This is a genomic window from Paraburkholderia oxyphila NBRC 105797 (assembly GCF_000685075.1).
Classification (GTDB): Bacteria; Pseudomonadota; Gammaproteobacteria; order Burkholderiales; family Burkholderiaceae; genus Paraburkholderia; species Paraburkholderia oxyphila.
In genome coordinates this window covers 43091-56166 of record NZ_BAYD01000032.1, presented here as the reverse complement: position 1 = coordinate 56166, position 13076 = coordinate 43091, and the positions used below count along the sequence as shown (strand labels likewise).

The following is a 13076-nucleotide window of genomic DNA, read 5'->3' as shown; positions in this document are numbered from 1 at the left end:
CTTTTCCGTTCTGGTAATGCGTGTAATTGGCGTCGATAGTGCCGCTATCAAGCGGGTGCGCCCCCCTGGGCTGCCGCACCCGCTCATCGCCTGAATCCCCGTGTGAAGCGGTGGATCAGGCCGCGGCGCCGACTGCGTACTGCTTGCAGATCTCGTCGACGGCGTGGCACACGCGGGCCACGTCGGCGACGCTCATCTGCGTGAAGAGCGGCAGCGTGACCGTGGTCGCGCCGAACCGCTCGGCGTGCGGGAACATGCCCGCACGGAAACCGCGCTCGCGATAGAGCGTGAAGAGGTGGATGGCCGGGTAGTGCACGCCCGAGCCGATGCCGCGCTCCTTGAGTTGCTCCATGAAGCCCGCGCGATCGAGCGTGAGCTTCTCGAGCGGCAGCGTGATCTGGAACATGTGCCAGTTGCTGTTGGCGAAGTCGGCCACCGGCAGGCCCACGCCGAGCTCCACCGCGGCGCTGCCCTCGAAGCCCGTGAAATAGGCCTGCGCGAGCTTGCGGCGCTGTGCGGTGAAGCGCTCGATGTGCTTCAACTGGCCGAGGCCCACGCGCGCCGCCACATCGGTGAGATTGTACTTGCCGCCGAGCACGTCGCAGTCCATGCCGTCGAAGCCCGTGCGCGTGATGCCCTGCAGGCGGTACTTGCGGGCGAGCTCGGCTTCATCCTCGTTATTGAGCACGAGCGCGCCGCCTTCGATCGACGTGAGGTTCTTGTTGGGGTGGAAGCTGAACGAGACGATGTCGCCGATCGCGCCGATGCGCTTGCCGTTCCACGTCGAGCCGAACGCCTGCGCGGCGTCTTCGATCACGCGCAGCTTGTGCTCGCGGGCGATCGCGTAGAGGCGGTCCATGTCGACGGGCAGGCCGGCGAGGTAGACGGGGATGATCGCCTTCGTGCGCGACGTGATGGCGGCCTCGAGCTTGTCGAGGTCGATGTTGCGCGTGACGGGGTCGATGTCGGCGAACACCGGCGTCGCGCCCACTTCGTAGATCACGTTGCTCGTGGAGACCCACGAGGCGGGCGTGGTGATGACCTCGTCGCCGGGGCCCACACCCGCAATGCGCAGGCCGATCTCGAGCGTTGCGGTGCCGGAGTTGAAGGTGCGCACCGGCCGGCCGCCGCAGTATTCGGAGAGCGCGGCCTCGAACGCCTGGTTCTGCGGACCGGTCGTGATCCAGCCCGAGCGCAGCACGTCGGCGACGCCCGCGATGGTTTCTTCGTCGATCTCGGGCTTGACGAATGGCAGGAACGGAACGGAGGACTGCGCGGATGACTGGGTCATGAGTGCTTTGCTCGTGAGAACGTCAGAAAAGGTCAGAATTCGGCTGCCGTGCAAGGATGCCAGAGGTGCGAAAACGCGCGCCTCGATGCGTGCGCTGATGGGCGCCGCTGCGTCACTCAGCTGCGCGCAAGTACGAACACGCCGATCAGAATGATGCCGATGCCAACGAGGCGCTGCACGCTCAATACCTCGCCGAACAGATACCAGGCCGCGAACGCGTTGACCACGTAGCCGAGCGAGAGCATCGGGTAGGCGATCGAGACGTCCACGCGCGAGAGGCCCACGATCCACACGACCACGCTGAACACATAGCAGGTGAGCCCGCCGATGATCGGCAGTTGCGTCGCGAGCTTCCAGCCGATGGGCAGGATGTTCGCACGGGTGAATTCGAAGTGTCCAACGGCATTGACACCGGCTTTCAGCAACAGTTGCGCGCAGGCATTCAGGCTGACGCCGGCGAGGATGCAGATGAGGGAAATCGGATTCATCGTGTCGGAGGGTGAATGGGGTGGCTAAAGTGAGTTTGGGGCGGGATTGCTGCGTGCGCCTGGGCGCTTACGGGGCGGGTGTCCGGCTGGCGGGCTTACTCCGGCTGGCAGGGCGGCCCGGGGTTTGTCCACGGGTTGGGCGGCCCTGATCCGGTACCGGGTCACGGCACACTCGCCGGGCCCGCGCAACGGGGATTCCATTGCGCCCTTGCAGCCGTCTGGCCGGCCGCGCCGTCGCTTGCCGCCCACGCCGGTCGCCCACGCCGGTTGCCCACGAAGGCGACCTGTGCAGCCGGTGCTGCCCGACCGGGCCAGCAGTCCTGCGCTTCGGCACGCGGGCTCGCACCATCGGCGCCCAGCATTATCGCTCATGCGCGGAACATGGCCGCCGTCAACCCGGGAAACGTCAGGATTGCGGCTTCTCGACGATCACGCGGCGCGTGTCGCGCGCGATCACCTGCATCGGGAAACCCTTTGCAGCCAGTTCGTCGTAGCGATCCACCGGCAGCAGCGCGAGTGCGTAACGCTCGTTCTTCCAGCGCTGCTCCCAATCCGCGATGGTCGGCACCCATTTTTGCGGCTCTTCGGAGATGCCGAAGGCCAGCTCGTCGGTGACCTGCACCATCGTCATCGTGTGGCGCACGTAGAAGGGCAACGTGTGGTCGAGCACGCCCACCGAATAGAACGGCGTGTCGGGCGGCAGCTTCGCGATCGCGGCGCGCACCGCTGGGGCGAGCGGCGCGCCCGAGCTGAGCGTGCCGAACACGTCGTGCCCCGTGCCGGCGATGGTCGCGAGCAGCAGCCACGCGGTACCGAGCGCCACGGCCGGCGCGCTCGCGCCCGTCTCGGGCGTGCGCTTCGCGCGGGTGAGGCGCAGTCCGATCATGGTGACGACGAAGGCGACCGCGGCGGCGGCGAACACCCAGACCTGGAACTCGCGATAGAGCGCGTTGGGATTGCGCGAATCGCCGAGGCGCGTGAGCACGAAGGAGCCGGCCATCAGCGCGACGGCGAGCACGGCATAGCCCGTCAGATGGCGACTCCACTGCTTGCGCGTCATGAGGGGCAGATACAGGCCGATGATCAGCGCGAGCGGCGGCGCGATCGGCAGCGTGTATGAAATCAGCTTCGAGTGCGACGCGCTGAAGAACAGGAAGATGAACACGCTCCAGACGAGCATCATCGTGACGGGCGCGAAACCGTTGGGCTGGTTCGGCGCGCGCAGCGCGTGGCGCACGCTCTGGACGCTCACCGAGAGCCACGGCAGGAAGCCCACGAGCATTACCGGCACGAAGTAGTAGAACGGGCCGGGACGGTTCTGCGCGGGCGTGAGATAGCGCTGGAACTGCTGGACGATGAAGAAGAAGTTGAAGAATTCCGGATTGCGCTGCTGCACCAGCACGAACCACGGCGAGACGATCGCGAAGAAGACGATCAGGCCGCTCACGAGGTAAAGGCGCTTCCAGATCGCCCAGTCGCGCGAGATCACCGTGTAGAGCACCAGCACGGCGCCCGGCAGGATCAGGCCGATCAGGCCCTTCGAGAGCACGGCGAGCGCCATCGCCCCCCAGCAGACCCACATCCACAGGCGCGCGGTGCGCGTGGGCAGATTCGGGCGCTGGGCGAGCAGCAGGGCGCACAGCGTGAGCTCCATCCAGAACGACAGGGCCATGTCGAGCGTGTTGAAGTGGCCCATCAGGTTCCAGTACGGCGCGCAGGCGAGCACGAGCGCGGCGAAGAAGCCCGTGGCGGCGTTGAAGACGCGCGCGCCGGTGAAGCCGATCAGCAGCACGCCGGCGAAGCCCGTGAGGGCCGTATAGAGGCGCGCCTGCCATTCGCCAAGGCCGAACCATGCGAACGTGAGCGCATTCATCCAGGTTTGCAGCGGCGGCTTCTCGAAATACTTGTAGCCGTTGTAGCGCGGGGTGATCCAGTCGCCGCTGGCGAGCATCTCGCGCGCCATTTCGGCGTAGCGGCCTTCGTCGCTCGGCAGCAGATGGCGCCAGCCGAGCGGCACGAACCAGATCACGGCGAGAGCGACGATCAGGAGCAGGATCGCGCTGCGGTTGAGCGGCAGCCTCGAGGGCGTATCGTTCATGGGTTCAAGCCTGTTCTTGTTGATGTTGCGGTCGATCAGGCGGCGCGCCGCCCGCGCCTTCGCGGGAAGCGCGCAACGCCTGCGCGGCGCGCAAGTGTACTACGGCACGCCGGGCGTACCTGAAGGCAGGCTTAAGGCGCAATTCGGGCGCACCCCGGGAGCGCTTCAGGTGGGCTTCGGGCGGATCAGTTTTCGATCAGGAGCGCGGCGGCCACGCGCCGGCCTTCGGCCATCAGGATGTTGTAGGTGCGGCAGGCGGCCTTGAAGTCCATCGCCTCGACGCCGATGCGCCTCGCGCTCAGTGCCGCGGTCAGGCGCGGATGGGGAAAGCGCAGCCGCTCGCCGCTGCCGAACACCACCACCTCGGGATTCAGCGGCAGCAGCATTTCGAAAAGTTCGGGGGTCAAGGCGTCATACGCGCTGACGGGCCACGGTACGACGGGCGAGTCGGGCATCACGAGGATGCTGCCGGTGTGGCGTTCGAGATTGATTTCGACGTAATCGGCGCCGTAAGCGGTGACGGTGTTCAGGGCGCCGCTGGAGTCCTGGTGTAGTTTCAAAACTTCGGTTCCGGAAGGTCTCGGTTCGGGAGGCGCGGGAAGGCGCGGCCAGCTTGCCTGGCGTGTCCTGGCGGCCGGGCCGCACGGCCTTGCGCGCATCGAGTCGGTCTCGCGGCAGTTGCGCCCCAATTTTGCTTCGTCCGCGATGGGACGGGCCCGCGCGGCTTATTGCGCATTGCGGAAGTTGGCCAAAATCCGCTAAATTATAGCTTTTCAGCGGCTGCGACGACGGACCTCGCTCAAAGGTGCCCGAACAGGCGCCCGAAGGTGCAACAAGCGTGCGACCCGCGCCGGACCCGGCCGTGAGCCCAATGTGCGCGCCTGCAGTATCCGCATTACGCCATCCGCCCGAGTCATCCATCGAAGGGCGAACGCAGTCACAAGCTGCAGGCAGGCTGCCAATCTGTGCAATCCGTGCAATGCGCGCAATCCGTGGGTGTATGCCGTGCTGCCCCTGCCCGGCTCGCGGCCCCGCGCGCCGTTCTACACCGATCAACCCCGTTGCAGCGCGTTTCAGGTTTTTAGACCGCTCTTAGACCCGCTTTTGGACCAACCGCCCGCCGTGAAACCGATCCTCAAATCCAACAAGCTGCAGAACGTTTGCTACGACATCCGCGGGCCGGTGCTCGAGCATGCCAAGCGCCTCGAAGAAGAAGGCCACCGCATCATCAAGCTGAACATCGGCAATCTCGCGCCGTTCGGTTTCGACGCGCCCGACGAAGTCATCCAGGACATGATCCTGAACCTGCCGGGCTCCTCGGGGTATTCGGACTCGAAGGGCGTGTTCGCGGCGCGCAAGGCGATCATGCATTACGCGCAGCAAAAGGGCGTCAAGGGCGTCGAGCTCGACGACATCTACATCGGCAACGGCGCGTCCGAGCTGATCGTGATGGCGATGCAGGCGCTCCTGAACGACGAGGACGAAGTGCTGCTCCCGGCGCCCGACTATCCGCTCTGGACGGCGGCGGTGAGCCTGTCGGGCGGCACGCCCGTGCACTACATCTGCGACGAGTCGAACGGCTGGATGCCGGATCTGGACGACATTCGCGCGAAGATCACGCCGAACACGCGTGCGCTCGTGGTCATCAACCCGAACAACCCCACGGGGGCGCTGTATTCGGACGAGCTGCTGCGCGGCCTCGTGGCCATCGCGCGCGAGCACGGGCTGATCATTTTCGCCGACGAGGTCTACGACAAGATCATCTACGACGGCAAGACCCACACGGCGCTCGGCTCGCTCTCCGAAGACGTCATCACGGTCACGCTCAACAGCCTGTCGAAGAGCTATCGCGCGTGTGGCTACCGCGCGGGCTGGATGTTCATCTCGGGCCTGACGGCCGAGAACCGCCGCCGCTCGAAGGACTACACCGAAGGCCTGGGCATTCTGGCCTCGATGCGCCTGTGCGCGAACGTGCCCGGCCAGTATGCGATCCAGACGGCGCTGGGCGGCTACCAGAGCATCAATGAGCTGATCCAGCCGGGCGGGCGCCTGTATCGCCAGCGCGAGCTCGCCTACAACATGCTAACGGCCATTCCCGGCGTGACCTGCGTGAAGCCCGAGGCCGCGCTCTACATGTTCCCGCGCCTCGACCCGAAGCTCTATCCGATTCAGGACGACCAGCAGTTCATCCTGGATCTGTTGCTCGCGGAGCGCGTTCTGCTGGTGCAGGGCACGGGCTTCAACTGGAAGCAGCCGGACCACTTCCGCGTGGTGTTCCTGCCGAACGTCGACGACCTGACCGATTCGATCAACCGCATCGCGCGCTTCCTCGACAGCTATCGCCAGAGGCACGGCACTTGAGCGGGCACTGAGGCACACGACATGCGCGCCGCCCGCTCGATGTTCAGGCGCGGCGCAACCGCTTTTCCTTTTTACACACTTAGACGAACACACGCTGCATGGAACCGATCAAAGTAGGTCTCTTGGGCTTCGGCACGGTAGGCAGCGGCACCTTCACGGTACTGCGCCGCAACCAGGAAGAAATCAAACGCCGCGCGGGCCGCGGCATCGAGGTTGCGCGCATCGCCGTGCGCAACCCGGCCAAAGCCACAGCGGCGCTCGGCACCGCGGCCGGCAGCGTCGAATTGACAACCGACTTCAATGCGGTCGTCGACGACCCGTCGATTTCGATCGTCGCCGAAATGATCGGCGGCACGAGCGTCGCGAAGGATCTCGTGCTGCGCGCCATCGCCAACGGCAAGCACGTGGTCACCGCGAACAAGGCCCTGCTGGCGGTCCACGGCACCGAGATCTTCGAAGCGGCGCGCGCCAAGGGCGTGATGGTCGCGTTCGAGGCGGCCGTCGCGGGCGGCATTCCCATCATCAAGGCGCTGCGCGAAGGCCTCACGGCCAACCGCATCGAGTACATCGCCGGCATCATCAACGGCACCACGAACTACATCCTCTCGGAGATGCGCGAGCGCGGCCTCGACTTCGCGACCGCACTGAAGGGCGCGCAGGAACTCGGCTACGCCGAAGCCGATCCGACCTTCGACATCGAAGGCGTGGATGCCGCGCACAAGGCCACGATCATGAGCGCGATCGCGTTCGGCGTGCCCGTGCAGTTCGACAAGGCCTATGTGGAAGGCATCAGCAAGCTCGACGCCATCGACATCAAGTACGCGGAAGCGCTCGGCTATCGGATCAAGCTGCTCGGCATCGCGCGCCGCACGGAGAAGGGCATCGAGCTGCGCACGCATCCGACGCTGATTCCGGCCAAGCGCCTGCTCGCGAACGTGGAAGGCGCGATGAACGCCGTGGTCGTGCACGGCGACGCCGTGGGCACGACGCTCTACTACGGCAAGGGCGCGGGCGCGGAGCCGACGGCTTCGGCCGTGGTGGCCGATCTCGTCGATGTCACGCGTCTGCATACGGCCGACCCCGAGCACCGCGTGCCGCATCTGGCGTTCCAGCCGGAGAGCCTTTCGAACACGCCGATCCTGCCGATCGACGAAGTCACTAGCGGCTACTACCTGCGCCTGCGCGTGGCCGACCAGACCGGTGTGATGGCCGACATCACGCGCATCCTCGCCGATAGCGGCATCTCGATCGACGCGCTGCTGCAAAAGGAGTCGGAGCAGATCGACGCGCAGGGCAAGGCGGAAACCGACATCATCCTGATCACGCACGAGACGCTCGAAAAGCGCGTCAACGCGGCGATCGCGCAGATCGAGGAGCTGGCGACCGTGAAGTCGTCGGTGACGAAGCTGCGCATGGAAGGACTGAACTAAGGGTTAGGGCAAGGTAATGAATTACGTATCCACGCGCGGCGCGGGCGCCGGCGAGCATCACTCGTTTTCCGACATCCTGCTGGGCGGCCTCGCGCGCGACGGCGGCCTGTATCTGCCGGCCGAGTATCCGCGCATCGCCGGGGAAGAGCTTGCGCGCTGGCGCGGCCTCTCGTACGCGGACCTCGCGTTCGAGATCCTCTCGAAGTTCAGCGACGACATTCCCGCCGCGGACCTGCGTGACCTGACGCGCCGCACCTACACGGCCGCCACGTATTGCAACGTGCGCCACGGCGAGGACGCGAGCAAGATCACGCCGCTCACCACGCTCGGCGAGGAAAACGGCGCAACGCTCTCGCTGCTCGAGCTCTCGAACGGCCCGACGCTCGCGTTCAAGGACATGGCGATGCAGCTGCTCGGCAACCTGTTCGAGTACGCGCTCGCGAAGGCGGGGCAGCAGCTGAACATCCTTGGCGCGACCTCCGGAGATACCGGCAGCGCCGCCGAATACGCGATGCGCGGCAAGAAGGGCGTGCGCGTGTTCATGCTCTCGCCGCACAAGAAGATGAGCGCGTTCCAGACGGCGCAGATGTTCAGCCTGCAGGACCCGAACATCTTCAACCTGGCCGTGGAAGGCGTGTTCGACGACTGCCAGGACATCGTCAAGGCCGTCTCGAACGATCACGCGTACAAGGCGCAGCAGAAGATCGGCACGGTCAACTCGATCAACTGGGCGCGCGTCGTGGCCCAGGTCGTCTACTACTTCGCGGGCTACTTCGCCGCGACGAAGAGCAACGACGAGCGCGTCTCGTTCACGGTGCCCTCGGGCAACTTCGGCAACGTCTGCGCGGGCCATATCGCCCGCATGATGGGTCTGCCGATCGAGAAGCTCGTGGTGGCCACGAACGAGAACGACGTGCTCGACGAGTTCTTCCGCACGGGCATCTATCGTGTGCGCGGCTCGGCCGAGACGTATCACACGACCAGCCCGAGCATGGACATCTCGAAGGCGTCGAATTTCGAACGCTTCGTCTACGACTTGCTCGGCCGCGATCCGGCCCGCGTCACGCAATTGTTCCGCGACGTCGAGGAAAAGGGCGGGTTCGATCTCGCGGCAAGCGGCGACTTCGTGCGGGTGCAGCAGTTCGGCTTCGTTTCGGGCCGCAGCAGCCACGAGGACCGCATCGCCACGATCCGCGACGTGCATACGCGCTACCAGACCATGATCGACACCCACACGGCCGACGGCGTGAAGGTCGCGCGCGAGCATCTGCAGCCGGGCGTGCCGATGATCGTGCTCGAAACCGCGCAGCCGGTGAAGTTCGGCGAGACGATCCGCGAAGCGCTCGACTGCGAGCCGGAGCGTCCGGCCGGGTTCGACGGCCTCGAGGCGCTGCCGCAGCGCTTCGAAGTGATGCCGGCGGATGCGCAGCGCGTGAAGGACTATATCGCGGCACATACGGGGCTTTGATGGCCCGGCTTGATGCCTGGCTTTGATGCACCGCTTTAATGCCCTTTCTAATGCCCTTTCTAATGCCCTTTCGAGGGCCGTATGAACCCCGGCCGCGGGCGTCGCCCGCCTGCGGCCGGGGCGCTGCACTTGCGTGACGCCGGGGTTCCGGCCGTCGCGCTCAGGTTGCCGCGAATGCAGGAGATAAGGCGGAGCGGCGCAACGCCGCGTCCCCGCCGCTACAATAACGACAGACCATCCCTGTCGAGTGCGCCGCAAGCGGCGCCCAGTCAAGCCCAATATCCCCGCCCATGTCCACGCCTCAATCTCCATCTTCCGCTGCCGCGCCCGCGCCGCGCACGCCGATGCTGTCGACCGCCGATGCGCTCGCCACGCTGCTTGCCGCCGCGAAGCCGCTGACCGGCGCAGACCACGCCAACGCAACCGAGACCCTTTCGACCTTCGATGCGCTCAATCGCGTGCTGGCGGTCGAGGTCGTCTCGCCGCTCGACGTGCCGCCGATGCACACGAGCGCGATGGACGGCTACGCGGTGCGCGTGGCCGATCTGACGCAAGGCAGCCGCCGGCTGCCGGTCTCGCAGCGCATTCCCGCCGGGCACGCACCGCAGCCGCTCGCGGCGGGTACCGCCGCGCGCATCTTCACGGGCGCGACCGTGCCCCCGGGCGCCGACGCCGTGGTGATGCAGGAGCAGACCGAGACCGAAGGCGGCGACGTGACGATCCTGCACACGCCGAAAGCGGGCGAGTGGATTACGGCACAGGGCGCCGACATCAAGAAGGGCTCGGTGATCCTGCCTGCGGGCACGCGGCTTTCGCCGGCGGCGCTCGGGCTGGCGGCGTCGGTGGGTTGCGCGACGCTCACGGTGACGCGGCGCGTCAAGGTGGCGGTGTTCTTCACTGGCGACGAGCTGACCATGCCGGGCGAGCCGCTCAAGCCGGGCGCGATCTACAACTCGAACCGCTTCACCTTGACTGGCCTCCTGCGCAATCTGGGCTGCGAGGTGACCGATTACGGCATCGTCCCGGATCGGCTCGAGGTCACGCGTGAGACGCTGCGCGAGGCCGCCGCGAAACACGACCTGATCCTGACCTCGGGCGGCGTTTCCGTCGGCGAGGAGGATCACGTCAGGCCAGCGGTGGAGGCCGAAGGGCGCATCAACATGTGGCAGATCGCGATGAAGCCGGGCAAGCCGCTCGCGTTCGGCGCGGTGCGGCGGCCGCAAGACGGGGCGCAGACTGCCGCAGGGACGGACGCCGGCAAGGACGCCGATGAAGCGTTCTTCATCGGCCTGCCCGGCAATCCCGTTTCGAGCTTCGTCACGTTCCTGCTGTTCGTGCGGCCTTTCCTGCTGCGCCTTGCCGGCGCGGCGCACGTGAGCCCGCGTGCACTCTCGCTGCGCGCCGACTTCACGCAGTCCAAGGCCGACCGCCGCAACGAATTCCTGCGCGCGCGCGTGAACCCGGCGGGCGGCCTCGAGCTGTTTGCGAACCAGAGCTCGGCGGTGCTGACATCGACCGTCTGGGGCGACGGCATCATCGACAACCCGCCGAATCATGCGATCAGCGCGGGCGAGACCGTGCGCTTCATTCCTTTCACCGAACTGTTGTATTGAGCGTCATCCGATGAAGATTCAGCTGAAGTTTTTTGCGAGCGTGCGTGAGGCGCTGGGCGTGGCCGACGAAACGGTCACGCTGCCCGAGGGCATCGTGACGGTGGGCGACGTGCGCGGCTGGCTGCGCGCACGCGGCGGCGTCTGGGCGGAAACGCTGGCGGAGGGGCGCGCGCTGCGCATGGCCTGCAACCACGTCATGACCGATCCAGCCACGCGCATCACCGAGGGCTGCGAAGTGGCGTTTTTCCCGCCCGTCACCGGCGGCTGACCCACCCATACGACCCAGACGACGAGGAGTGCGGTCATGCCAGTGCGTGTCCAGACCGAAGATTTCGACCTGACGACCGAGGTTGCGCAACTGCGCGCGGACAACCCGGCGATCGGCGCCGTGGCGTGCTTCGTCGGGACGGTGCGCGACCTCAACGACGGCAGCGCGGTGGCGGGCATGGAGCTCGAGCACTATCCGGGCATGACGGAGAAGGCGCTGGAGGGCATCGTGGCCGAGGCGCAGCGGCGCTGGCCCGGCATCGAAGTGCTGATCATCCACCGGGTGGGCAAGCTCGCGCCGCTCGACCAGATCGTGCTGGTCGCGACCACCTCGAAGCATCGTGGCGATGCGTTTGCGTCGTGCGAGTTCGTCATGGACTACCTGAAGTCCGAAGCGCCGTTCTGGAAGAAGGAAGAGACCGAGCACGGCGCGCGCTGGGTGGACGCGCGCGAGAGCGACGATGCGGCGCTGGCGCGCTGGGGCGTGACGTCGACGAATGCGGCGAAGGAAAGCTGAGCGAACAGCCGGTCACGGAATAATTCCGGCATTGCGGAACGATGGCGGCGAATGGCCTGCCGGTTGCCGTCATTCCTGAGATATCGGAACTGTGGTTTGCGGCGAGGGCCATCGGCCGCAAAATATGCAACTAACAGCCTATGCGTCCAACAAGCACAAGGCTGGGGGTTCAGTGCGGACGAGCGGCTTCGTCCTCGTCCATCGAGCGTCCGATGAATTTGGCCGGAAACGGTTCGCCAGTCGGGCGGGTGGGCAGATCGTGGCCTTGGCCCGCGGGGCGCCGCCGCGGCGCAACCGAGTCCAGCAACGCCTGCTGCTCAGGCGGAATCGCGTAATCCCAGCCGAAGCGGCTCAACTGCAGGCTTTGCGCGATGCGCAGCGCCGGCTCCATGAACTGCACCGCCGCCGCGGGCTCGTAACGCGCCTGAACCGTGTCGAGAAAGAGATAGAGCCAGTGGCTGAAATGCTGCGGCTCGACGCCCGGCACCGGATCGTGCGCCTGCTGCACATTGCCGCGATAGGTCTTCGTGCCGAGCACGAGACTCGACCAGAAACGGCACATCTTCGGCAGATGTTCGTCCCAACGGCCGGCCAGCACGCCGTCGAAAACCGGGCCGAGGAGGGCGTCCTCGCGCACGCGGTCGTAGAACGCGTAGACGAGCTCGCGGATGTTCTCTTCGGTGGGGGCGGGGTGCCGCACGGGAGCGGCGCTGGCGTCGGAATGCGTCATGTCGGAAGCCTGGGCGATGCGCTGAACCGCCATGCGGCGGTTCAAAGGTCATGCGAACTACGGTGAAGTGCGCCGCAAACCACGGCGAAATGCGAGTCGAAGCGCCCATCATACCCAGGCGATCAAAAACTTGCATGCGGCTTGCATGTTATCGTATGGACTCCGGCGCCTGTGCGCCCACCCACCTGCTGGCACCATGAGACTGACCGATTACACCGACTATTCGCTGCGCGTGATGCTTTACCTCGCACTGCGCCGCGATGGGCTCTCGACGATCCAGGAGATCTCGGACGCCTACGGCATATCGAAGAATCATCTGATGAAAGTGGTGCAGCGTCTGGGCGAGCTCGGCTGGGTCGATACGATCCGCGGGCGCAACGGCGGCCTGCGGCTCGGGCCGAAGTCGCTCGAATTGAGCGTCGGCACGGTGGTGCGGCAGACCGAGAGCGATTTCGCGCTCGTCGGATGCTTCCCCGACGAGCACGGCGAGCGCCGAAGCTGCGTCATCGAGCCGCAATGCCGGCTCAAGCACGCGCTGGCGGCGGCGCGCGATGCGTTCCTCGCCGAACTCGACCGGCACACCATCGGCGAGTTGGTGCAGCCCGCGGGTGAGCTGACCGGCCTGCTGGGCCTCGCGCCCATCGCGTTCGTGCCGCGCGCACGAGCCGCTCGGCACGCGCCGTCGCGCGGGCACTGAAGCGCGGCGCGACCGGCATCTGCTTGTTCCGGCGGCGCTCCCACGGTCTATTCTCATAGAACTACCCTGCTGCACCTGACCGGCCCGCCGTTTTGCGGCAGGCCGGGCGCGGTCGT

The 13076-nt window shown here is 66.3% G+C and carries 12 protein-coding genes; 7 read left to right on the top strand and 5 right to left on the bottom strand.

All coding sequences use genetic code 11. The features are described from left to right. Positions 1 to 115: 115 nt before the first annotated feature. The 4 genes from BO1_RS20735 to BO1_RS20720 form a co-directional block, all read right to left on the bottom strand. Entirely contained in the window at positions 116 to 1291 is a 1176-nt protein-coding gene (locus tag BO1_RS20735; protein WP_028219200.1) for a DegT/DnrJ/EryC1/StrS family aminotransferase, read from the bottom strand. A gap of 116 nt (positions 1292 to 1407) precedes the next feature. After that, positions 1408 to 1779, bottom strand: a complete 372-nt coding sequence (locus tag BO1_RS20730; RefSeq protein ID WP_028219199.1) for an SMR family transporter — start codon at positions 1777 to 1779, stop codon at positions 1408 to 1410. Positions 1780 to 2185: 406 nt separating this feature from the next. Then, the gene (locus BO1_RS51975) at positions 2186 to 3877 is read right to left on the bottom strand and encodes a glycosyltransferase family 39 protein (protein ID WP_043285635.1); all 1692 of its coding nucleotides are present in this window, start codon (positions 3875 to 3877) and stop codon (positions 2186 to 2188) included. Between the two features lie 185 nt (positions 3878 to 4062). Continuing rightward, positions 4063 to 4437 (bottom strand): Mth938-like domain-containing protein, encoded by a 375-nt coding sequence (locus tag BO1_RS20720; protein WP_028219198.1) that lies wholly within the window; start codon positions 4435 to 4437, stop codon positions 4063 to 4065. A gap of 562 nt (positions 4438 to 4999) precedes the next feature. Here BO1_RS20720 and BO1_RS20715 point away from each other — a divergent pair. The 6 genes from BO1_RS20715 (at position 5000) to BO1_RS20690 (ending at position 11533) form a co-directional block, all read left to right on the top strand. After that, positions 5000 to 6238 carry a pyridoxal phosphate-dependent aminotransferase gene (locus BO1_RS20715; RefSeq protein ID WP_028219197.1) on the top strand — a complete coding sequence of 413 codons (1239 nt, stop codon included), beginning with the start codon at positions 5000 to 5002 and terminating at the stop codon, positions 6236 to 6238. 98 nt (positions 6239 to 6336) lie between these two features. Then, positions 6337 to 7668, top strand: a complete 1332-nt coding sequence (locus BO1_RS20710; RefSeq protein ID WP_028219196.1) for a homoserine dehydrogenase — start codon at positions 6337 to 6339, stop codon at positions 7666 to 7668. A 16-nt stretch (positions 7669 to 7684) separates the two neighbouring features. Beyond that, positions 7685 to 9136, top strand: a complete 1452-nt coding sequence (thrC, locus tag BO1_RS20705; protein ID WP_028219195.1) for a threonine synthase — start codon at positions 7685 to 7687, stop codon at positions 9134 to 9136. A 344-nt stretch (positions 9137 to 9480) separates the two neighbouring features. Next, positions 9481 to 10749, top strand: coding sequence for a molybdopterin molybdotransferase MoeA (locus BO1_RS20700; RefSeq protein ID WP_028219194.1), 1269 nt, complete (start codon positions 9481 to 9483; stop codon positions 10747 to 10749). 10 nt (positions 10750 to 10759) lie between these two features. After that, on the top strand, positions 10760 to 11017 hold the full coding sequence (moaD, locus tag BO1_RS20695) for a molybdopterin converting factor subunit 1 (protein WP_028219193.1): 258 nt from the start codon (positions 10760 to 10762) through the stop codon (positions 11015 to 11017). 36 nt (positions 11018 to 11053) lie between these two features. Next, positions 11054 to 11533, top strand: a complete 480-nt coding sequence (locus BO1_RS20690) for a molybdenum cofactor biosynthesis protein MoaE (protein WP_028219192.1) — start codon at positions 11054 to 11056, stop codon at positions 11531 to 11533. A 169-nt stretch (positions 11534 to 11702) separates the two neighbouring features. Here the strand turns inward: BO1_RS20690 and BO1_RS20685 are convergent, their stop codons facing one another. Beyond that, a complete protein-coding gene (locus BO1_RS20685) occupies positions 11703 to 12263 on the bottom strand; it encodes a group III truncated hemoglobin (protein WP_028219191.1) in 561 nt (186 codons plus the stop codon). A 196-nt stretch (positions 12264 to 12459) separates the two neighbouring features. On the opposite strand from BO1_RS20685, the gene BO1_RS20680 reads away from it, so the two are divergent. After that, on the top strand, positions 12460 to 12960 hold the full coding sequence (locus BO1_RS20680) for an Rrf2 family transcriptional regulator (RefSeq protein WP_028219190.1): 501 nt from the start codon (positions 12460 to 12462) through the stop codon (positions 12958 to 12960). Positions 12961 to 13076: the final 116 nt, after the last annotated feature.

Coding starts and splice junctions, on each gene's coding strand:
- BO1_RS20735 (WP_028219200.1), bottom strand. CDS start 1,291: ATGACCCAGTCATCCGCGCAGTCCTCCGTTCCGTTCCTGCCATTCGTC.
- BO1_RS20730 (WP_028219199.1), bottom strand. CDS start 1,779: ATGAATCCGATTTCCCTCATCTGCATCCTCGCCGGCGTCAGCCTGAAT.
- BO1_RS51975 (WP_043285635.1), bottom strand. CDS start 3,877: ATGAACGATACGCCCTCGAGGCTGCCGCTCAACCGCAGCGCGATCCTG.
- BO1_RS20710 (WP_028219196.1), top strand. CDS start 6,337: ATGGAACCGATCAAAGTAGGTCTCTTGGGCTTCGGCACGGTAGGCAGC.
- thrC (WP_028219195.1), top strand. CDS start 7,685: ATGAATTACGTATCCACGCGCGGCGCGGGCGCCGGCGAGCATCACTCG.
- BO1_RS20700 (WP_028219194.1), top strand. CDS start 9,481: ATGCTGTCGACCGCCGATGCGCTCGCCACGCTGCTTGCCGCCGCGAAG.
- moaD (WP_028219193.1), top strand. CDS start 10,760: ATGAAGATTCAGCTGAAGTTTTTTGCGAGCGTGCGTGAGGCGCTGGGC.
- BO1_RS20690 (WP_028219192.1), top strand. CDS start 11,054: ATGCCAGTGCGTGTCCAGACCGAAGATTTCGACCTGACGACCGAGGTT.
- BO1_RS20685 (WP_028219191.1), bottom strand. CDS start 12,263: ATGACGCATTCCGACGCCAGCGCCGCTCCCGTGCGGCACCCCGCCCCC.
- BO1_RS20680 (WP_028219190.1), top strand. CDS start 12,460: ATGAGACTGACCGATTACACCGACTATTCGCTGCGCGTGATGCTTTAC.